Genomic DNA, 21530 nt, shown 5'->3' on the forward strand with positions numbered 1-21530 from the left:
GGCTTCAACCAATCCCCGGCGGTTTGTGCTGGTTTCACGGAAATGAACGGAAAATCTTGCACCAAGACAAACGGCAACCTTTCAAAATCCCTGTGTCGGAGAACTAACGCGTTCCACCGTTTCACGAAGCGGCGAAACGCCCTATCTCTTCGCTTTGACGCAATTCCGGACGGAAAACCACGGCGCGGGCGCCGAGCCTAACCGCTCACACTTTTCCTGGAATTGCGCTAAGGCGCAAGCGGGCTTCCCCTTTGCGGGGTCATGCGCTAGTCAATCGATTGAAACGGCGCAGCGGCGCCGCAGCGAGGACGATCAAGAGCATGGCAGGCGAAGACGAGAAGGGACTGCGGTTTCCGGTCCTGATCGGCGACATTGGCGGCACCAATGCGCGCTTTTCGATCGTGCTCGACGCCAATTCGGAAGCCACCGAGCCGCAGATCGTCCAGACCGCGAATTTCAAGACCATCGACGAGGCGATCCAGGCGGCGGTGCTCGACCGCTCGTCCATCCAGCCGAACTCGGCGGTGCTGGCGGTCGCCGGGCCGGTTGACGGCGACGAGATCCCGCTCACCAACTGCCCCTGGGTCGTGAGGCCCCGGCAGATGCTTGCCAATCTGGGCCTGGGCGAGGTCGTCGTGCTCAACGATTTCGAGGCGCAGGCGCTGGCCGTGGTGGCGCTCGGCGAAGAGCATATGGAAAAGATCGGCGGCGGCACGCCGGAACCCAATGCGAGCCGGGTCGTGCTCGGTCCCGGAACTGGTCTCGGCGTCGCCGGGCTGATTTATGCGCTCGACCATTGGATACCGGTGCCGGGCGAGGGCGGGCATATGGACATTGGCCCGCGCACGCCGCGCGACTTCGAAGTGTTCCCGCATATCGACAAGCTCGAGGGCCGCATATCCGGCGAGCAGATCCTGTGCGGACGCGGCCTGGTCAATGTCTATCGCGCCGTGGCCAGGACGGACGGCAAGCCGACTCCCTTGACCACGCCGGCCGAGGTCACCGCGGCGGCGCTTTCGAAGTCCGATCCGGCCGCCGAGGAGGCGCTGGCGCTGTTCGTCACCTGCCTTGGCCGCACGGCGGGCGACCTGGCGCTGGTGTTCATGGGTCGCGGCGGCGTGTTCCTGACCGGCGGCATCGCGCAAAAGATCGTGCCGGCGCTCAAAGCGGGCAATTTCCGCGCTGCGTTCGAGGACAAGGCGCCGCACCGCGCGCTGATGCGCGAGATGCCGGTCTATGTCATCACCCATCCGTTGGCGGCGCTGCTCGGGCTTGCCGCCTATGCCAGGACGCCTTCGCTGTTCGGCGTGCGGACGGCGGGGCGGCATTGGCGGACGTAATCGCGCCGGCGCTCGGGACGGCGCGACGAAGTTTCGCCATAGGCAAGCCGTAGCCGGGGCGCTAAGAGGGTGCGAAAAAGGCGTCCTGACGTTTACGAGAACCCACGAAGCGCTTCCGATTTGACACTTCAAAATCCAAACAAGCCAAAAAGCCGGCCCGCCGAGGTCACGGCGGTGCTGCGCCGTATCGTCGCTGAAAACGGCTATGACCATCGCTGGTCCTACGCGGTCGTCATCGTCTGCTCGCTGCTGGTGTCGGGCGCGACCGCCTTCTCGGCCTGGGTCATGGCTCCGATGGTCAACGAGATCTTCTACGAACGGCGCGGCGACGCGATCGTGTGGATCTGCGCCGGCTTCATGGGAGCCTTTCTGGTGCGCGGCTTCGCCGGCTACGGCCAGGCGATAGCCCTGGCGACGATCGGCAACAATCTGGTGGCCCGCTACCAGAAGCGCATCTTCGACCATCTGATGAAGCTCGGCGTCGATTTCTTCAACGACACGCGCTCCGGCCGCCTGGCGGCGCAGGTGGACGAGAATGTCGGCGGCATTCGCGATCTCTTGTCGCTGACGTTGATTTCCATCACCCGCGACGCGGTGACCCTGGTCGGCCTCGTCGGGCTGATGGTCTACCAGGATCCGGTGCTGTCGCTCAGCTCGCTGCTGATCGGGCCGCCGCTGATCTGGGCGGTCGTCTACATCACGCGGCGGGTGCGCAAGATCAACCGCGAATCCGTGCTGATCAACTCGCGACTGAGCGGGTCGGTGCAGGAGGCCACGCAAGGCATCGCCATCGTCAAGGCCTTCACCATGGAGGACGAGCTGGCGCGCCGCATCGGCGTCATGGCCGACACCGCCGAGCAGCGCAGCAACAAGATCGCCCGCGTCTCCGAACGGCTGTCGCCGATTTCGGACATGCTGGCCGGCCTCGCGGTTACCGCCGTCATCGCTTATTCCGGCTACCGGGCGCTGGTGCTGGGCCAGCCGCCGGGCGCGGTGTTTTCCTTCATCACCGCGCTGATCCTTGCCTATGACCCGGCGCGGCGCCTGGCCCGCATGCAGGTCACGATGGAGCGCGCGCTGGTCAATGCGCGCATGATCTACGAGCTGCTCGACCTCGAGCCGAAGCAGAGCGACGCGCCCGACGCGGTCGAGGCCAGGATCACCACCGGCGAGGTGCGCTTCGACAATGTGACGTTCGGCTACAGCGCCGACATGCCGGTGCTGCGGGACCTGAGCTTCACCGCCGCCGCCGGCAAGGTGACGGCGATCGTCGGCGCCTCGGGCGCAGGCAAGTCGACGCTGGTGGCGCTGCTGCAGCGCTTCTACGACGTCGACCAGGGCTCGATCGAAGTCGACGGCCAGGACATCTCGAAGGTGACGAAGCGGTCGCTGCGCCAATCGATCGCCTATGTCTCGCAGGCGCCCTATCTGTTCGAAGGCACGATCCGCGACAACATCCGCTACGGCCGGCTCTCCGCCACCGACGCCGAGATCGAGCAGGCGGCGAAACAGGCGGCCGCCGACGATTTCATCCGCCAGCAGCCGCAAGGCTACGACACGCCGGTCGGCGAGAACGGCGCGACGCTATCGGGCGGCCAGCGCCAGCGCGTCTCGATCGCCCGCGCCATCGTGCGCCAGGCGCCCATCCTTCTGCTCGACGAGGCGACCTCGGCGCTCGACAACGAGGCGGAAGCGCGCGTGCAGGAAGCGCTGACCCATGTCATGGAAGGGCGCACCACCATCGTGATCGCGCACCGGCTGTCGACGGTGGTCAATGCCGACCGCATCATCGTGCTGGAGGAAGGGCGGCTGGTCGAGGAAGGCACGCATGCGACGCTGATGGCCGACCCGCACAGCATCTATGCCCGCTTCCACCGGATACAGGGCAAGAAGGGGCTGGGGCTTGTCGACGACGTCAAGGCAACCCAGACTTCGGCCCAAACTCCCGCATCGCGCAGCCGCGCCAAGAAGACCGTCAGGAGGAGCGCATGAGTGAAGCCGGCGATATGGGCCTGGTGGTGGTGGGCGCCGCCGGCCGCATGGGCCAGACGCTGATCCGCGCCATCCACACAATGCCCGGCGCGCGCGTCGCCGCGGCGGTCGAGCGGCCGGACTCGGCCCATCTCGGCAAGGATGCCGGCGAGCTCGCCGGCATCGGCATCATCAACGTGCCGATCGTCGACGATCCGCTGCCGGCCTTCGCCAAGGCCGACGGCGTGCTCGATTTCACGGCACCCGCGGCAAGCGTCGAATTCGCCGGCTATGCCGCGCAGGCGCGCATCGTCCATATCATCGGCACCACCGGCTGCTCGGCCGACGACGATGCGAAGATCGCCGCCGCCGCGCGCCATGCCACCATCGTCAAATCCGGCAATATGAGCCTCGGCGTCAATCTTCTGGCGGTGCTGGTCGAGCAGGCTGCGAAGGCGCTCGACGCCGACGATTTCGACATCGAGATCCTGGAAATGCATCACCGGCACAAGGTCGACGCGCCGTCCGGCACGGCGCTGCTGCTCGGCGAGGCTGCTGCCAAAGGACGCGGCATCGATCTTGCCGGCAACAGCGTGCGGGTGCGCGACGGCCATACCGGCCTGCGCAAGGCCGGGTCCATCGGCTTCGCCACGCTGCGCGGCGGCTCCGTCGTCGGCGACCACAGCGTGATCCTGGCCGGCACCGGCGAGCGCATCACGCTTTCGCATTATGCCGAGGACCGGGCGATCTTCGCCCGCGGCGCGGTGAAGGCCGCGCTTTGGGCCCGCGCGAAGAAGCCGGGGCTTTATTCCATGCGGGACGTGCTCGGTCTGAGCTGATCATTATCCAAATATTCCATAGGAGCAAACATGTCGGGAACTCTCGTGCTCGTGCGCCACGGCCAGAGCGAATGGAACCTGAAGAACCTGTTCACCGGTTGGCGCGACGTCGGGCTGACCGAGCAGGGCACAGCCGAGGCGCTTGCCGCCGGCGAGAAGCTCAAGGCGCGCGGTCTGAAATTCGACATCGCCTACACGTCTGCCTTGAAGCGGGCGCAGGTGACCTGCCAGCACATCCTCGACATCGTCGGCCAGAGCGAGCTCACGACGATCCGCGACCAGGCGCTCAACGAGCGCGACTATGGCGACCTCTCCGGCCTCAACAAGGATGACGCGCGCAAGAAATGGGGCGAGGAGCAGGTGCATATCTGGCGCCGCTCCTACGACATCGCGCCTCCCGGCGGCGAAAGCCTGAAGGATACCGGCGCGCGCGTATGGCCCTATTACCTGCACGAGGTGCAGCCACATGTGCTGCGCGGCGAGACCGTGCTGGTCGCCGCGCACGGCAATTCGTTGCGCGCGCTGATCATGGCGCTGGACGGCAAGAGCGGCGAGGAGATCGTCAAGCTCGAGCTCGGCACCGGCGTGCCGGTCATCTACAAGCTCAACGCCGATTCCACCGTGGCGAAGAAGGACGTGCTGGAGGGGTGAGGCTGTTGGGCCAGCCAAGGCTGCCCGCGAAAAAAGCGCGTTGACACATATCGTTTGCCCGCTTACATGAGCGCCCACCAGCCCAGATGGCGGAATTGGTAGACGCGCACGGTTCAGGTCCGTGTTCCGCAAGGAGTGGAGGTTCGAGTCCTCTTCTGGGCACCATCCTTCGCTCTTCGAGCTTCGGATGGCAGGCCATCCCGGAGCTCCGAGAGCGAAGGGGTCGCCATTTGAGCCCGACTGCCAACGGGGTGCAAGTCTCAACGTTCGCGATTAGCCGTAAGCTTCCGAACTTCGTCATTCCAGGGCGGAGCAAGGAGCGAAGCGACGCGCGCAGACCCTGGAATCCATGCCGTGACGTCGAGGCGTTGCAGCGGTTACAGAATTCTGCTCCGTTGCACTATATGACCCGCGTCTCGGCATGGATTCTCGGGTCGAGCCCGAGAACGACGACATGTGGCCGTTGGCCCAATCTCCCCTTCCGGTCCGTCCCCGAACAAGCCGCTCCAAACCAGTTCCGCGGGTCAAGCCCGGGCGTAACGAACTCCTAGAGCCCAACCTCCCCTTCCGGCCAGTCCCCAACAAACCACTTCAAACCAGCCGCCCCTGACGCTACGGTCCGCCCATGGCCCCTTCCGTCAGCCCGACCATCGCCGCGCGCCGCGACCAGATGTTTCCCGTGCTCACCGACGCGGATATCGAGCGCATGCGCCGCTTCGGCGAGGCCACAGCCTATGCCGCCGGCGACCACATCGTGACGGCCGGCACCGTGTCCCCCGGGCTGATCCTCATCCTGTCGGGCAAGGTCGATATCACTCAGGCCGGCGGGCTTGGCCCGCGCGAGGCGATCATCAGCCATGGCGCTGGCAATTTCGTCGGCGAGTTGGCGCAATTGTCGAACCGGCCGTCGCTGGTCAATGCCGAGGCGAATGGACCAGTCGAGGCGATCGTCATCCCCTCGCAGCGGCTGCGCGATCTGATGGTGCAGGAGGCCAATCTCGGTGAGCGCGTCATGCGGGCGCTGATCCTGCGCCGTGTCGGCCTGCTCGAAAGCGGCGCCAGCGGGCCGGTCGTCATCGGTCCGCCCGGCAGTGGCGACGTACTGCGGCTGCAGGGCTTTCTGCGGCGCAGCGGACTTCCCCATCGCGCTCTCGATTCCGACACCGATCCTTGCGCGAAAACGCTGATCGAGCGGTTTCATGTCGACCCGCACCATCTGCCGATCGTGCTCTGCCCCAACGGCAAGCTCATGCACAATCCGGGCGAGACCGAGCTTGCCCGCTGCGTCGGCCTGCTGCGGCCGATCGATGCCGACAAGATCTATGACGTGGCGATCGTCGGCGCCGGGCCGGCGGGGCTGGCGGCGGCGGTCTATGCCGCCTCGGAAGGGCTGTCGACCATCGTGCTCGATTGCCGCGCCTTCGGCGGACAGGCGGGCGCCTCGGCCCGCATCGAAAACTATCTCGGCTTCCCGACCGGCATCACCGGCATGGCGCTGATGGCGCGCGCTTACAACCAGGCGCAGAAATTCGGGGTCGAGATGGTGATCCCCGACGAGGCGAAGCTGCTCGACGGCGACGGCGCCCGCTACCAGCTTGCCATCGGCGATGGTGAAACGGTGCGCTCGCGCGCGGTAGTGATCGCCAGCGGCGCGCGCTACCGCCGCCTCGATATCGCCAACCTCGCGCAATTCGAGGGGACCTCGGTGCATTACTGGGCTTCGCCGATCGAGGCCAGGCTTTGCCAGGATCAGGAGGTGGCGCTGGTAGGCGCCGGCAATTCGGCGGGACAGGCGGCCGTCTATCTGGCGAGCCAGGTGCGCAAGGTGACGCTGCTGGCGCGCCGCGACAGCCTCGACGCCACCATGTCGCGCTATCTGGTCGAGCGCATCGCGGCGCAGCCCAACATCGAGGTGCTGACCGAGACCGAGGTCGCGGCACTCGCGGGCAGCGAAGGCAATCTCGAAACGCTGCGCTGGCGCAACCGGACGACCGGCGAAGAGACGATGCGCGCCATCCGCCACCTCTTCCTGTTCATCGGCGCCGACCCGAACACCGATTGGCTTGCGAACTGCAACGTGGCGCTGGATGCCAAGGGTTTCGTGCGCACCGGGCCGGACACGACACCGGGGCACGGGCTGATGGAGACCAGCCGCAGCGGGGTGTTCGCCATCGGCGACGTGCGCTGCGGCTCGACCAAGCGCGTCGCTGCCGCCGTCGGCGAAGGCGCGCAGGTGGTTGCGGCGCTGCATGCCTATCTGGCGCGGGACGGCGCCGCTAGACCGTGATGGCGGTTCGTTGAATCGTCATCACGGTGCAACTCTTTGTTGGAGCATGATCTTTCTCCGAAAACCGGTTCCCACTTTTCGGGATCATGCTCTAGAACCAATAGGCCAAACCGGCCGGGAGACCACGATGGACGAATGCAGGCATACGAAGGACATCAAAAAGGTCACGCCGAGCGCGCTCGGCTGCGAGGAATGCCTGAAGAGCGGTTCCTGGTGGGTGCATCTGAGGCTCTGCCGCACCTGCGGCCATGTCGGCTGCTGCGACGACTCGCCCAACCGCCACGCGACGAAACATTTCCATGCCACGCAGCATCCGATCATCGAGGGCTACGACCCGCCGGAAGGCTGGGGCTGGTGCTTCGTCGACGAGGTGTTCATCGATCTCGGCGACGACACGACGCCGCAGAACGGGCCGATCCCGAAGTTTGTTTGACGGTGAAGGGCAAGCCGGCCGGGCGACGCCTTGTTCAGCGCACCGAGCTCGTCACGGTTGGATCGACGGCATCGGGCACGGATTTGCGCTCATTGCCGGCCAAGATGCCGATGAGGAGAAGGCTGAGCACAACCGGCACAAACAGGATGGCGACGCGCGCCTGCACGTAAAAGATGGCGCGCCATTCGTTTCGCTTTTCGTCGTTCATCATGCTCGCTCTGTTGTGCCTCCCGGGGAGGGGACATAGAGACGAAGCGTTAAACATCTCCTTCCGATTCGGTTAACGCGGGACGATCTGCTGCAATCGCAAAGGGCAGCGCTATCCCCTCTCGTCCGCTGCGCGGTCAGCTCTCCCCACTTTGTCTACGCTATGCACACACATCTTCTGTGACTGGCGTGACTGATCGACCTGAGGCTTGATTGCCACGTGGTTCCCCCAATCCGTCGCTGCTTCGCAGCGCCACCTTTCCCCCCTCCGGAGGGAAAGGAAGGGAGCCTTGCTGGACGAGCATTGACGGCAAGAAGCTTGGCGCCTTCCTCTATCCCGTCGATCGGGGGAGAGGTGGCTCGGCGAAGCCGAGACGGAGTGGGGTCGACCTGCGCTACGCAAGACAACGCATGCGCCAAGCTGACAAGCAGGCTATCGCCAAAGGCTAGCCGCTTGGAAATGTGTGCGTGCCGTAGCCCACTGCGTGGGGCGAGGAGCGGCGCGCTGCCTCACGCATTGGCTTTTCCGCCGATTTCAGGCAAACCTCGTCGCCTGTAAACCGACACGGAGAAGCGTGATGTTCCGATGGGGCGTTCTGTCGACGGCGAAGATCGGCCGCGAGCAGCTTTTGCCGGCAATCGTGGAGTCGGAGAACGGCGTCCTGTCGACGATCGCCAGCCGCGACCTGTCGAAGGCCAAGGCGCTGGGCGAGCGTTTCGGCGCCCGTCATGCCTTCGGCTCCTATGAAGAACTGCTCGCCTCCAAGGAGGTCGACGGCGTCTACATCCCGCTGCCCACCTCCCAGCATGTCGAATGGACGGCAAAAGCAATCGAGGCCGGAAAACATGTGCTGGTCGAGAAGCCGCTGGCGCTCGACGCCAAGGACATTCCGCCGCTGATCAAGCTGCGCGATGAGAAGAAGGTGCTGGTCTGCGAGGCCTTCATGGTCGTCTATCACCCGCAATGGATCAAGGTGCGCGACCTGATCGCAAGCGGCGCCATCGGCCGGCTGCGCCATGTGCAGGGCGCGTTTTCCTATTACAATGTCGACCCCAACAACATGCGCAACCAGCTCGATCTCGGCGGCGGCGCGCTGCCTGACATCGGCGTCTATCCGACCGTGTCGACGCGCTTTTCGACCGGCAAGGAGCCGCTGCGGGTGCAGGCGACGATCGAGCGCGACAAGACTTTCGGCACCGACATCTATTCCTCGATCCGAGCCGATTTCGGCGATTTCGAGCTGTCCTTCTACCTGTCGACGCAGATGGCGGCGCGGCAGGTGATGGTGTTCCACGGCGAGAAGGGCTTCATCGAGGTTTTCGCCCCGTTCAATGCCGGTCTCTACGACCACCACCGCATCGAGCTGCACAACCAGAACCACAGCGAGGCGCAGGTATTCCGCTTCCCGGGCACGCAGCAATACCGGCTGGAATGCGAGGCCTTCGTGCGTGCCGCGCAAGGCGGCAAGGACCGCGTCTTCACGCTGGAGGAATCGGTGCTCAACCAGAAAGTCATCGACGCCATCTTCCGCGCCGGTGACAACGGCGGCTGGGAGCCCGTCTGAGGTTTTGCAATAAGTTGCCGGCTAGTTCTGGGAGGAAAAATGGCTGACGCGGACGTGATCATTGTCGGCGCGGGGCTGGCCGGCCTCGTCGCCGCGACGGAGTTGGCGGAGGCCGGCCAGAAAATCATCATCGTCGACCAGGAGCCGGAACAGTCGCTGGGCGGCCAGGCTTTCTGGTCGTTCGGCGGGTTGTTCCTGGTCGATACGCCCGAGCAGCGGCGCATGCGCATCCGCGATTCGCACGACCTCGCGCTCGAGGACTGGATGGGCACGGCCGCCTTCGATCGGCCGGAGGATTTCTGGCCGCGCAAATGGGCGGAAGCCTATGTCGGTTTCGCCGCCGGCGAGAAGCGCTCCTGGCTGATCGAGCGGGGCCTGAAATTCTTCCCCGTCGTCGGCTGGGCCGAGCGCGGCGGCGGCAATGCCGTCGGCCACGGCAATTCGGTGCCGCGCTTCCACATCACCTGGGGCACCGGGCCCGGCGTGCTCGAGCCTTTCGTGCTGCGCGTGCGCGAGGCGCAGAAGCGCGGGCTGGTCGAGTTCAGGTTCCGTCACCGGGTCACCGAGATTGTCCGCAGCGGCGATACGGTGACGGGCGTGCGCGGCGATGTGTTGGAACCGAGCAACGCCGAGCGCGGTCGCAAGAGTTCTCGTGACATGGCCGGCGATTTCGAGCTCCATGCACAAGCGGTGATCGTCGCCTCCGGCGGCATCGGCGGCAACCACGAGCTGGTGCGCCAGAACTGGCCGCAGCGGCTGGGTGCGCCGCCGAAGCGGATGATCACCGGCGTGCCGGACCATGTCGACGGCCGCATGCTGGCGATCACCGAGGCGGCCGGCGGGTCGATCATCAATCGCGACCGCATGTGGCACTATGTCGAGGGCATCAGGAACTGGGCGCCGATCTGGACCGAGCACGCGATCCGCATCCTGCCCGGCCCCTCCTCGATCTGGCTCGATGCGCGCGGCAGAAGGCTGCCGGCGCCGCTCTATCCGGGCTTCGACACGCTGGGCACGCTCAGCCACATCATGAGCACCGGTTTCGACTATTCCTGGTTCATCCTGACCAAGAAGATCATCCAGAAGGAGTTCGCGCTGTCGGGCTCCGAGCAGAATCCCGATCTCACCGGCAAAAGCTGGCGGCAGGTGCTGGGCCGCGCGACCTCAGGCATTCCCGGCCCGGTGAAGGCGTTCATGGAAAAGGGCGAGGATTTCATCGTCGAGGCCGATCTTGCGAAACTGGTGGCGCGCATGAACGCGCTGGCCGGCGGCGAGCCGCTGCTGGACGTCGCCCAGGTCGAGCGCGAGATTCGCGCCCGCGACATGCAGCTCGACAATCCGTTCTCCAAGGACGCCCAGGTCACCGCGCTGCGCGGCGCGCGCGCCTATCTCGGCGACAGGCTGATCCGCACGGCGAGGCCGCACAAGATGCTCGATCCGGCGAACGGCCCGCTGATCGCGGTGCGCCTCAACATCCTGACCCGCAAGACGCTGGGCGGGCTGGAGACCGATCTCGACAGCCGCGTGCTGGACGCCGATGGGCAACCGGTGCCAGGGCTTTATGCGGTGGGCGAGGTCGCTGGCTTCGGCGGCGGCGGCGTGCATGGCTATGCGGCGCTGGAAGGCACCTTCCTCGGCGGCTGCATTTTTTCGGGGCGCAGCGCGGGACGGGCCGCGGCGAAGGCGGTCGCCTGAGAAGAAGCTATGCCATAATTGAGATGCCGGCAGGACAGAGGGGGCGCGAAGGATCGCGCCGCACGCGTATTTTGCCCGCGCGTTCAAAAAGATTTTTCGCGACCTGCGAATCCTTTTCGCCCATCCGAAACGTCTTCCTTTGACCAACCGAAGGAGACGACCATGACCTACAATCTCATCCGCTACAGCGTGAAGGACGCCAGCATCGCCGAGAACCGGGCGCTGGTGGCAAAGGTGTTCGAGGCACTGGATGAAACGCAGCAGCAATTCGTGCGCTATCTCGTGCTTGAGCTCGACAACGGCGAATTCGTCCACATCGTCGGTTATGAAAAAGACAGTTCGGCACTGACCGGACTCGACGCTTTCAAGGCCTTCGGCGCCGATCACGCCGAGCGGCGCTCGACACCGCTGGTCCGGTCGCCGGCGAAGATCGTCGGCAACTATCATATGCTGGCGAACACCGACGAGACCGTGCCGGCCTGACCGGGGCACGGTATCGCCCGGCGAGCCGCCGACTGAGGGAACGAGGACGATGATCACAGCGAAATTCGACCGCGCGGCGCTTGAGGCCATGCTTGTCGGCCTGCGGCCGAAATTGCACCGCTATGCCGCCCGCATGGCCAGCTCGGCAATCGAGGGCGAGGACATCGTGCAGGAGGCGGTGGTGAAGGCGCTTGCTGCTCACGATGGCGGCGCCACGGTCGAGCGTCCCGAGCAGTGGCTGTTCCGCATCGCCCATAATGCGGCGCAGGATCATCTGCGCCGCCGCCAGCGGGAGCGCTCACGCATGACCGAGGCCGACATGACCGAAATAGAAGATCTCTCCGCCGACGCCGGGGCGAGACTGGCGGCGGCGGCGAGCCTGCGCAGCTTCATGCGGCTCACGCTGGCGCAGCGCAGCGCCGTGATCCTGGTCGATGTGCTCGGCCTCAGCTTGCATGAGACCTGCGAGGTGACGGGCGCGACTTTAGCCGCCACCAAGGCGGCACTGCATCGCGGCCGGGCGGAACTGAAGGCGCTGGCATCGGCACCGGACGACGTGGCGGTGCCGATGCTCGATCCCGAAGAAGAGCGCCGGCTGCGCCGCTACATCGACCTGTTCAATGAACGCGACTTCGACGGGGTCAGGACGCTGATCGCCGAGGACATCCAGGTCGACGTCCTCAATTGCGCCCGCCTCAACGGCAAGAAGGAAGCCTCGACCTATTTCGGCAATTACGACCGCCTCGGCGACTGGGCCGTGTCGCTCGGCTTCGTCGACGGCCAGCCGGCGATACTGATCCGCAACCCGCAGGCGCACGATGCGGTACGCGGCTTCATGCTGATCGACTGGCGCGGCGATGAGGTCGTGCGCATCCGCGATTTCCGGCACGTCCCTTATTGTGTCGCCGAGGCTGACATCCTGTTCGTCCCAAGCGAGCGGGCATGACGCCGACACCGCGCTAACACTGCTTTTCTGTTCCCACGACCGGACCGAGTTTCCCTCCGGCTCGAGCGGCTGTACGCGTTCTCGAACCGCGTGTTCGCCGTTCTCATCACCGTGCCGGAGCTTCGCCCGCCGGAAATCCCGACCTTCGCCGCGCCGCTCGGACTGTGGCCGACCTCATGCCGCGCTGTGGCAGGCCAGCTACCGTCAACATAGATGTTTCAAACATCAATCCTTGACGATAGAACATTTTAATGTAGGCTACAGCACCGACACCTCATATCTCAGAACTGAACGAGAGAGTCGTCGGTGATAACCGCACCGCAATTGCGCGCCGCTCGGTCGCTGCTCGGCATCGATCAGCGCCGGCTTGCCGAATTGTGCGGACTGTCGGTGCCGACGATCCAGCGCATGGAAGCGAGCGGCTCGATCATCCGCGGCAATGTCGATTCGCTGATGAAGCTGATCGCGGCGCTCGAGATCGCCGGCATCGAGCTGATTGGGGAAGGCGCGGTCAGCCAGGGCGGCGGACGCGGCGTGCGGCTGAAGGCCGGGTTCGATCCGGCCAAGGCATCCGAAGCCCATGGCGACGGGGCCGAACGAAGCGGGAGCCAGCCGTGAATTCGACGGTCGCGCTTCTGCTGTGCGGCCCTGCCGCGCTTCTGACAACAGCTATACTGGGCGCAGCCGCCGGCCGGCACACTGCCGCGACGCGGCTGGTCTATGGCGCCGCGTTTGTCATTTCAGCTGCCGTGCTAGCGATCGTCGCCGGCCATCTCGCCAGCAACCCCGGCGAGGCGCCCGCCATCGCTTTGCCGCTCGGCCTGCCGTGGACGGGCGCCCGGTTCCGCCTCGACAGCCTGTCGGCGTTCTTCCTCGTCGTTGTCAATCTGGGCGGCGCCGTCACCAGCCTTTATGCTCTTGGCTACGGCCGGCACGAATCCGCGCCGCATCGCGTGCTGCCGTTCTATCCGGCGTTCCTGGCCGGCATGAACCTCGTCGTGCTGGCCGACGACGCCTTCAGCTTCCTTCTGTCCTGGGAGTTCATGTCGCTCGCCTCCTGGGCGCTGGTCATGGCGCATCATCGCGACGACGCCAACCGGCGCGCCGGCACCATCTACCTGGTGATGGCGAGCTTCGGCACGATGGCGCTGCTGCTTGCCTTCGGCCTGCTGGCAGGACCGGCGGGGACCTATGCGTTCGACGCGATGCGGGCTGCGCACCCAGGCCCGCTCGCGGCAGGCGCGGTGCTGGGTCTCATGCTGCTCGGCGCCGGCTCCAAGGCCGGCCTCGTGCCGCTGCATGCCTGGCTGCCGCTTGCCCATCCGGCAGCACCCAGCCACGTATCGGCGCTGATGAGCGGCATCATGACCAAGGTCGCCATCTACGGCTTCATCCGCGTGGTGTTCGACCTGCTTGGCGAACCGGCATGGTGGTCGGGCATTGTTGTGCTTCTCATCGGCGGTGTGACGGCGGTGCTCGGCATCCTGCACGCGCTGATGGAAAACGACCTGAAGCGGCTGCTCGCCTATTCGACCATCGAAAATATCGGCGTCATCTTCGCCGGTCTCGGGCTCGCGCTCGCCTTCAAGGCGAACGCCATGCCGTCGGCGGCGGCGCTGGCCCTCACGGCGGCGCTTTTCCATGTGCTCAACCATTCCTTCTTCAAGAGCCTGCTGTTCTTCGGCGCAGGCGCGGTGCTGACGGCGACCGGCGAACGCGACATGGAAAAGCTCGGCGGCCTCATCCATCGCCTGCCGGTCACCAGCTTCGTCTTCCTCATCGGCTGCGTCTCGATCTCGGCGCTGCCGCCCTTCAACGGCTTCGCCTCCGAATGGCTGGTCTTCCAGGCCATATTGCGCAGCCCCGAGCTGCCGCAGTGGGGGCTGAAGGTCATCGTTCCCGCGGTCGGCGGCCTGCTGGCGCTTTCGGCGGCTTTGGCCGCGGCCTGCTTCGTCAAGGCATTCGGCATCACCTTCCTTGGCCGGGCGCGGTCGGCGGCGGTGGAACGGGCGCATGAGGTCGACCGCTGGTCGCTGGCGGCGATGGCCGTGCTTGCCGCTTTCTGCCTGCTCGCAGGCATCCTGCCAGGCCTCGTCATCGACGGCCTGTCGCCGGTGACGCTGTCGCTTATCGGCGACCGCATGCCGGTGCAGATGGCTGAGCCCTGGCTGTCGATCGTGCCGATCGCCGAGAGCCGCAGCTCCTATAACGGCCTGCTGGTGTTCGGCTTCATCGCCATGTCGGCGTCACTCGCGGCCTTCTTCGTTCACCGCTTCGCCTCGCATGCGCTGCGCCGGGGCATTGCATGGGGGTGCGGTTTCGCGGACGCGGTGCCGGCGGCACAATACACCGCCGTCAGCTTCGCGCAGCCTATTCGCCGCGTCTTCGGCAGCTTCGCGTTCCGCGCCCGCGAGACGGTGGACATGCCGGCGCCGGGCTCGCTCGATCCGGCGCGCCTCAAGGTGGATATGCATGACGTGGCCTGGGAGATATTCTACCAGCCGATCGCCGGCGCGATCGATTTCGCCACCGAGCGGCTGAACCACCTGCAGTTCCTGACCATCCGCCGCTACCTGACGCTGGTCTTCCTCTACCTCGTCATTCTGCTCCTGGTGCTTGCGCTATGGCCTTGATGCTCGAGCTGGCCGTGCAGGGCGTGCAGATGTTTTCGGTGCTGTTGCTGGCGCCGCTGCTGATCGGCTTCGTGCGCAAGGTGAAGGCGAGGCTTGTGCGGCGGCAGGGGCCGCCGGTGGTCCAGCCCTATCGCGATCTCGTCAGGCTGATGCGCAAGGAGGTCGTGCTGGCCGACAACGCGTCCTGGCTGTTTCGCGTGACGCCCTATCTGATCTTCGCCGCCACCTGGGTCGCGGCGGCGCTGGTTCCAACCTTCGCCTCCGGCCTTGAGTTCAGCTGGGCCGCCGATCTCATCGTCATCGTGGCGCTGCTCGGCAGCGCGCGCTTCTTCCAGGCGCTGGCTGGAATGGATGTCGGCACCAGCTTCGGCGGCATCGGCGCGAGTCGCGAGGTGATGATCGCCTCGCTCGCCGAACCGGCGATGCTGCTCATCGTGTTCAGCCTGGCGCTGGTGGCCGGCGCCACGCAGCTTTCGACGGTCGCCGCCTTCATGGGTTCGCCTGAGGTCGGACTGCGGGTGTCGCTCGGCATGTCGCTGATCGCACTGGTGATGGTGGCGATCGCCGAGAATGCGCGCATACCGGTCGACAATCCCGCCACGCATCTGGAGCTCACCATGGTGCATGAGGCGATGATCCTGGAATATTCCGGCCGCCATCTGGCGATGATCGAGCTCGCCAGCTTCATCAAGCTGCTGCTCTACATGTCGCTGATCTCCTGCGTCTTCCTGCCCTGGGGGTTGGCGAGCGCCGGGGCGGGGCCGCAATCGCTGGCCATCGGCGCCGCCGCCTATCTCGGCAAGCTCGCCGTGCTCGCCGTCCTGCTTGCCGTGTTCGAGACGGCCGTCGCCAAGATGCGCGTCTTCCGCGTGCCGGATTTCCTGGGCGCAGCACTGATGCTGGCGCTGCTCGGCACGCTCCTGCTGTTCGTCTCGCGGAGCCTGTGATGAACGGGATCACCTTCGACATCGCCCATCTGCTCGCCGGCAGCCTGGTGCTGATCTCTTTCATGATGCTCTACCAGGACCGGTTGTTCGCGCTGATCAACGTCTTTGCCCTGCACGCGGTCGTGCTCGCGCTGTCGGTGGCATGGCAGGCCTATATCCAGGACGCGCACCACCTCTACATCACCGCGGCGATCGCGCTGGTCTTCAAGGCGATTGTCATTCCCGTCGGTCTGCATCGCATCATCCAGCGGCTCGGCATCCATCGCGACATCGAGACCGCCGTCGGCATCGGCCCGACCATGCTCGCCGGCATCGGGCTGGTGACGCTTTCCATGGTGCTGATGCTGAGGGTGACGCCCGAGGCCGACCCGCTCGCCCGCGAGGATCTCGCCTTCGCGCTGTCGATCATCCTGCTGGGGCTGCTGGTGATGGTGACGAGGCGCAACGCCGTCAGCCAGGTCGTCGGCTTCATGTCGCTGGAGAACGGTCTGGTGCTGGCCGCCACCGGCGCCAAGGGCATGCCGCTGGTGGTCGAGATCAGCGTCGCTTTCTCGATCCTGATCGCCTTCATCGTCATCGGCGTCTTCCTGTTCCGCATCCGCGAGCGGTTCGATACGGTCGATGTCGGCGCGCTCGACGACTACCGGGGAGAACGCCGGTGAGCGGGTTTTCCTTCGACGCCGTGGCCGCGATCCTTTTCATTCCGGCGGGCGCCGCGGCCATTCTGGCGGCATTTCCGAACTACCGAATGGCGGCGATCGTCAACGTGATCGCGAGCCTGCTCACCTTGCTCGCCGCGCTGTCGCTGTTCGTCACCGACCGGCCGGCGCCGGGGCAATATCTTATCGTCGACGATCTCAACATCGTCTTCATCGTGCTCAACACATTCGTCGGCTTCACCACCAGCGTGTTCAGCGCGTCCTATATCGCGCATGAGCTGGAGACCGGCCGGCTGACCGCGCCGAACCTCAGATTCTACCACGCGATGTACCAGATCATGATGTTCGGCATGAATCTCGCCTTCGTGTCGAACAATATCGGCCTGATGTGGGTCGCGGTGGAGCTCGCCACGCTGACCACCGTGCTGATGGTCGGCATCTATCGCACGCATGAGGCGCTGGAAGCGGCGTGGAAATATTTCATCCTCGGCAGCGTCGGCATCGCGCTTGCGCTGTTCGGCACCATCCTCGTCTACATGGCCGCCCAGCCGGTCGTCGGCGAGGGCACCAACGCCATGGGCTGGTCGGTGCTGATCGAAAAGGCGGCGCATTTCGATCCGGCCCTGCTCAGCGTCGCCTTCATCTTCCTGCTGCTCGGCTACGGCACCAAGGTCGGCCTTGCCCCCTTGCATGCCTGGCTGCCCGACGCGCATGCCGAGGGCCCGACGCCGATCTCGGCGGTGCTGTCGGGCCTGCTGCTCAACGTCGCGCTCTATGCCGTGCTGCGCTTCAAGCTCCTGCTCGCGGCGAGCCCGCAGGCGATCGGCCCCGGACCGCTGATGGTCACGATGGGGCTGACCTCGCTGATCTTCGCGGCCTTCATGCTCTACCGCCGCCGCGACATCAAACGCCTGTTCGCCTATTCCTCGATCGAGCATATGGGCATCATCGTCTTCGCCTTCGGCATGGGCGGCCCGCTCGCCAACTTCGCCGGCCTGCTGCACATGGTCATGCACAGCCTGACCAAGTCGGCGATCTTCTTCGCCGTCGGCCATATCGCGCAGGTCAAGGGCACGCAGCGTATCTCCGAGATCAGGGGCTTGACCGAAAGCCATCCGGGGCTTGGCTGGGCGCTCGTCATCGGCGTCGTAGCGATAGCCGGCCTGCCGCCGCTCGGCATCTTCATGAGCGAGTTCCTGGTCGTCAGCTCGACCTTCGCCAGGCATCCGTGGCTGGCTATCCCGCTGGTGTTCGGGCTGCTGATCGCCTTCGGGGCGCTGCTGCTGCGGCTGACAGGGCTTGCCTTCGGCGAGCCGCGCGGGGGCATGGCACCGGTCGAGGCATCCTACGTGCCGATGTACTCGCACCTCGCCCTGGTGTTCGCTGCCGGCATCTATCTGCCGGGGCCGCTGGTGGCATGGTTCCAGCACGTCGCCGGGATATTGGGGTGATGCGCATGGCGAGGAAGAACATGCCCGCGCTCGCCGATCTCATCGGAGCCGGCCGCCTGATCGAGCATCACGTCCCCTGGCCGCGCGCCGTGGTTGCCCCGAAAGTCTGGAACCTTGCCGTCGAGCAACTCGCCAATGGCCACTGGAGCCTGCTCGGCCTGTGGGGAGAGCCGGAGAAGATGCACATGGCGCTTCTCGACGAGGCACTCGACGTCGGCGTCATCAGCCTGGATTGCCGCGGCGGCCGCTACCCGTCGGTCGGCCAATATCATCCGCCCGCCTTGCGGCTGGAACGCGCCGCCGCGGACCTGTTCGGGCTGGCGCCGCAGGGCCTGCCCGATACCCGCCGCTGGCTCGACCACGGCCAATGGGGAGTCTCGCATCCGCTGGCTGCGCAGCCCGGCGGGCCGGCAGCCGCCGCCTCCTACCGGTTCCTCGCGGCGGAAGGCGAGAGCCTGCACCAGATCGCGGTCGGCCCGGTGCATGCCGGCATCATCGAGCCGGGGCATTTCCGCTTCACGGCCGGCGGCGAAACGGTGGTGCGGCTGGAGGAGCGGCTGGGCTATGCGCACAAGGGCATCGAAGGCCTGATGGCCGGCGCATCGGCGGATCGCGCGGCCGGGCTGGCGGGCCGGACCTCGGGCGACAGCACGGTGGCCTACTCGCTGGCCTTCGCCCGGGCCGTCGAAGCCGCGCTCGGCATCACGCCGCCGCCGCGCGCGATATGGCTGCGCGCGCTGATGGCCGAGCTGGAGCGCCTTGCCAACCATCTCGGCGACATCGGCGCGATCTGCAACGACGCCGCCTTCGCGATCATGCATGCGCATTGCGGCTTGCTGCGCGAACGCGTGCTGCGCGCCGCCGACGCCGCCTTCGGCCATCGCCTGATGCGCGACCGCATCCTGCCCGGCGGCACGGCAAGCGATCTGAGCGAGGCGGGAGCGAGCGCCATCCGGTCGCTGGTCGCGGAGATCGGGCAGCGCTTCCCGCATCTGGTCGAGCTCTACGACAACACCGCCTCGCTGCAGGACCGCACGGTGGCGACCGGCCGGCTCACGGTCGAGCTTGCCCGCCAATATGCCGCCGGCGGCTATGTCGGGCGCGCCTCCGGCCGCGATTTCGATGCACGGCGCACGCCGGGCTATGCGCCCTACGACCAACTCGCCTTCGATGTGCCGGTGCTGCAGGAGGGCGACGTCAACGCGCGCGTCTGGATCCGCGTGCGCGAAGTCGAGCAGAGCGTGTCGCTGGTCGAGCAAATCCTGGCGCGCCTGCCCGCCGGGCCGATCGGCGTCGCCACAGCGGGCGATGTTGCGGATGGGCCGCGCGAGGGCATGACGCTGGTCGAGGGTTTCCGCGGCGATATCCTGGTCTGGCTGCGCATCGGCGAGGGCGGCTTGGTCGAGCGCTGCCACCTGCGCGACCCTTCTTGGTTCCAGTGGCCGCTGCTTGAAGCGGCGATCGAGGGCAACATCGTCGCCGACTTCCCGATCTGCAACAAATCGTTCAACTGCTCCTATTCCGGCCACGACCTCTAGAACCATGCGCAAGCTGCTTTTCGAAAGCCTGATCCGTCCGCCCCTGACTGAGCGACCGCCGCAAGTCAGCGACGCGGCGGTGGACGAACTGGCGCGCTCGCTCGATGCAGTTGCCCGCAGGCGGCTCGGCCGGAGCCTGTCGATCCGCGCGGTCGACGCCGGTTCCTGCAATGGCTGCGAGCTCGAGATGCATGCGCTCAACAATGCCTTCTACGACATCGAGCGCTTCGGCTTCCGCTTCGTCGCCTCGCCGCGCCATGCCGACGTGCTGATGGTTACCGGGCCGGTCACCAAGAACATGCGCGAGGCGCTGAAGCGGACCTTCGACGCAATGCCGAGCCCGAAATGGGTGGTAGCGCTGGGCGGCTGCGCCAAGGACGGCGGCTGTTTTGCCGGCAGCTACGCGGTCGTCGGCGGCGTGTCGGACGTGGTGCCTGTCGACCTGCACATTCCAGGCTGCCCGCCGCCGCCGATCGATATCCTCAAGGGATTGATCGCCTTGCTTGACGGAGCGAACGGAGGGGCGGGCCTCGCCAAGAGCTGAGAAGCAGGAAGCGAGGCCGCGTTACGCATTGTGCGCAAGCTTGCCCATCCGCGTTTGGATCGGACAGGTGCCGATCTCACGAGAAGAGTTCGCCGGCCTTCTCGAACAGCGAATCGAGCTCGTCCGACGCCTGCGAATCGAACAGTGTATCAAGCGTTTCACGAACCATACGGCTTTCCTCGATCAAGCGCTCGATTTCCCGCGCGTCGAGAAGCCGATTGAAGCGACAGCTGACAGTGTCCGACGTACGATTCACGGTGTAACAACCGATTAGTTCCGCCGCATCTTGTCCCAACTGGAGGTAAAAAAAATCCGGCGTCGCGATACTACCCACAAAGAGGGATGCCCCGCCCTCGGAAATATCGCGCAAATCGAAAGTCGCTTCCGTCACCTCCTTTAGCCCGTGTGTCGGGAAAACCATCCGGACCGCGAGACTGATGCTCCGCCTGGCCCATCGCCGCCTTTCTGCTCCGGCCGGATCGTTCACGGGCAGTCCTTCCAATGATGGACCAGACGCCAGATGGTGACCGTGCCTAGGATTGCAAGCAACGCGACGAATGCTGAAATGTTCAGCAAGACCTTGAAATGCATCGGTAACGGGGCGCGCCGCATGCAATCCTCCAAGACCTGGCTGGACTGCAGATGTGGCGGCACATGCCGAGGTCCAGGTCCGTAACGATTCTATAGAGCGTATAGCTATCAGGGAGTCTTTAAAGATTTCCTAGTGTCCACCAAGACTTCAACCCGAGAAGAGGACACGGATCGTTGAACCGCATCGCGCGAGTAAGTAGTCGATTTTAATGCCGAGACAAAGCATCAGGCTCAGGCCGGCAAGATACGCGCCGGCCCCAGCCTGAGAACAGGAGTTGTGCTGCTGTCTCCGCCAAGATCGGCAACACAGGCGTAACAATAGCAGGCCAGGGGAGGGCCATTTTTACGGAGATCATCACAATCTCTCACGCCAAGAACCATGACTTCGAGTGGCGGAACGAGAGCTCACGTCTGTCAGGCGATCCCCGTGCTTGGCGGCGAACGCGTTGACCTCGACAGATTCTGGAACGGATTCGCGGGGACGCCGGCAGAATTCGACGAGGCGACCCGTCAGCACTACGCGATCTTTATGCAACGGCCTGGAGCCATGCGCGCTGACATCGCTCAGTTCGGCAGGCGCGGCGCCAATCATCGGCTAGCGAGAACGTTCGGGCTTGTCACGGCAGCGGCGCCTTGAAAAAGGCGGCACGCCTCCAAGCGGCGGCATCAAAGTGCGGCGCATCTCAAATCCGCCGCAAAGGCAAATCAACTGGCCCATCATCGTCAGCCAATTGTCTTTTCGCCAATCAC

Annotated in this window: 19 protein-coding genes and 1 tRNA gene; 18 read left to right on the forward strand and 2 right to left on the reverse strand. The window is 65.5% G+C overall.

Going from position 1 to position 21530, the window contains the following annotated elements; genetic code table 11:
• The first annotated feature begins 320 nt into the window (after positions 1-320).
• The 7 genes from FJ980_RS11090 (at position 321) to FJ980_RS11120 (ending at position 7521) form a co-directional block, all read left to right on the forward strand.
• Positions 321-1340, forward strand: coding sequence for a glucokinase (locus FJ980_RS11090; protein WP_140542930.1), 1020 nt, complete (start codon positions 321-323; stop codon positions 1338-1340).
• Between the two features lie 120 nt (positions 1341-1460).
• Complete coding sequence (locus tag FJ980_RS11095) at positions 1461-3332, forward strand: ABC transporter ATP-binding protein (RefSeq protein WP_140542931.1); 1872 nt, start codon at positions 1461-1463, stop codon at positions 3330-3332.
• Positions 3329-4150, forward strand: coding sequence for a 4-hydroxy-tetrahydrodipicolinate reductase (dapB, locus tag FJ980_RS11100; RefSeq protein WP_140542932.1), 822 nt, complete (start codon positions 3329-3331; stop codon positions 4148-4150). Before FJ980_RS11095 ends, dapB begins: the two co-directional genes overlap by 4 nt.
• A 30-nt stretch (positions 4151-4180) precedes the next feature.
• Positions 4181-4801 carry a 2,3-bisphosphoglycerate-dependent phosphoglycerate mutase gene (locus tag FJ980_RS11105; protein ID WP_140542933.1) on the forward strand — a complete coding sequence of 207 codons (621 nt, stop codon included), beginning with the start codon at positions 4181-4183 and terminating at the stop codon, positions 4799-4801.
• An 80-nt stretch (positions 4802-4881) separates the two neighbouring features.
• Positions 4882-4966: transfer RNA gene (locus FJ980_RS11110), tRNA-Leu, on the forward strand.
• 460 nt (positions 4967-5426) lie between these two features.
• The gene (locus FJ980_RS11115) at positions 5427-7088 is read left to right on the forward strand and encodes a cyclic nucleotide-binding domain-containing thioredoxin-disulfide reductase (protein ID WP_140542934.1); all 1662 of its coding nucleotides are present in this window, start codon (positions 5427-5429) and stop codon (positions 7086-7088) included.
• Between the two features lie 127 nt (positions 7089-7215).
• On the forward strand, positions 7216-7521 hold the full coding sequence (locus FJ980_RS11120; protein ID WP_140542935.1) for a UBP-type zinc finger domain-containing protein: 306 nt from the start codon (positions 7216-7218) through the stop codon (positions 7519-7521).
• A 34-nt stretch (positions 7522-7555) separates the two neighbouring features.
• On the opposite strand, the gene FJ980_RS11125 is transcribed toward FJ980_RS11120, so the two are convergent.
• On the reverse strand, positions 7556-7732 hold the full coding sequence (locus tag FJ980_RS11125) for a hypothetical protein (protein ID WP_140542936.1): 177 nt from the start codon (positions 7730-7732) through the stop codon (positions 7556-7558).
• 574 nt (positions 7733-8306) lie between these two features.
• Between FJ980_RS11125 and FJ980_RS11130 the strand changes: the two genes are divergently transcribed.
• From FJ980_RS11130 to nuoB, 11 genes are all read left to right on the forward strand, one after another.
• On the forward strand, positions 8307-9293 hold the full coding sequence (locus FJ980_RS11130; protein WP_140542937.1) for a Gfo/Idh/MocA family oxidoreductase: 987 nt from the start codon (positions 8307-8309) through the stop codon (positions 9291-9293).
• Between the two features lie 39 nt (positions 9294-9332).
• Positions 9333-10988 (forward strand): FAD-binding dehydrogenase, encoded by a 1656-nt coding sequence (locus FJ980_RS11135; protein ID WP_140542938.1) that lies wholly within the window; start codon positions 9333-9335, stop codon positions 10986-10988.
• A gap of 162 nt (positions 10989-11150) precedes the next feature.
• Complete coding sequence (locus FJ980_RS11140) at positions 11151-11471, forward strand: hypothetical protein (protein ID WP_246676393.1); 321 nt, start codon at positions 11151-11153, stop codon at positions 11469-11471.
• A 49-nt stretch (positions 11472-11520) separates the two neighbouring features.
• Complete coding sequence (locus tag FJ980_RS11145) at positions 11521-12417, forward strand: RNA polymerase sigma factor (protein ID WP_140542939.1); 897 nt, start codon at positions 11521-11523, stop codon at positions 12415-12417.
• Positions 12418-12723: 306 nt separating this feature from the next.
• Positions 12724-13035, forward strand: a complete 312-nt coding sequence (locus FJ980_RS11150; protein ID WP_140542940.1) for a helix-turn-helix transcriptional regulator — start codon at positions 12724-12726, stop codon at positions 13033-13035.
• Complete coding sequence (gene hyfB / locus FJ980_RS11155; RefSeq protein WP_140542941.1) at positions 13032-15050, forward strand: hydrogenase 4 subunit B; 2019 nt, start codon at positions 13032-13034, stop codon at positions 15048-15050. The genes FJ980_RS11150 and hyfB overlap by 4 nt, the downstream gene beginning before the upstream one ends.
• Positions 15041-15997, forward strand: coding sequence for an NADH-quinone oxidoreductase subunit H (locus FJ980_RS11160; protein WP_140542942.1), 957 nt, complete (start codon positions 15041-15043; stop codon positions 15995-15997). The genes hyfB and FJ980_RS11160 overlap by 10 nt, the downstream gene beginning before the upstream one ends.
• Positions 15997-16659 (forward strand): hydrogenase-4 component E, encoded by a 663-nt coding sequence (locus FJ980_RS11165; protein ID WP_140542943.1) that lies wholly within the window; start codon positions 15997-15999, stop codon positions 16657-16659. Before FJ980_RS11160 ends, FJ980_RS11165 begins: the two co-directional genes overlap by 1 nt.
• On the forward strand, positions 16656-18107 hold the full coding sequence (locus tag FJ980_RS11170; RefSeq protein WP_140542944.1) for a hydrogenase 4 subunit F: 1452 nt from the start codon (positions 16656-16658) through the stop codon (positions 18105-18107). Before FJ980_RS11165 ends, FJ980_RS11170 begins: the two co-directional genes overlap by 4 nt.
• A 20-nt stretch (positions 18108-18127) precedes the next feature.
• Complete coding sequence (locus tag FJ980_RS11175) at positions 18128-19645, forward strand: NADH-quinone oxidoreductase subunit C (protein WP_140542977.1); 1518 nt, start codon at positions 18128-18130, stop codon at positions 19643-19645.
• 4 nt (positions 19646-19649) lie between these two features.
• Positions 19650-20189 (forward strand): NADH-quinone oxidoreductase subunit NuoB, encoded by a 540-nt coding sequence (gene nuoB / locus FJ980_RS11180; RefSeq protein ID WP_140542945.1) that lies wholly within the window; start codon positions 19650-19652, stop codon positions 20187-20189.
• Positions 20190-20265: 76 nt separating this feature from the next.
• Here the strand turns inward: nuoB and FJ980_RS11185 are convergent, their stop codons facing one another.
• Positions 20266-20676: a hypothetical protein gene (locus FJ980_RS11185; protein WP_140542946.1), complete on the reverse strand. Its 411-nt coding sequence runs from the start codon at positions 20674-20676 to the stop codon at positions 20266-20268.
• Positions 20677-21530: the final 854 nt, after the last annotated feature.

It is taken from the genome of Mesorhizobium sp. B1-1-5, assembly GCF_006443065.1.
GTDB lineage: Bacteria > Pseudomonadota > Alphaproteobacteria > Rhizobiales > Rhizobiaceae > Mesorhizobium.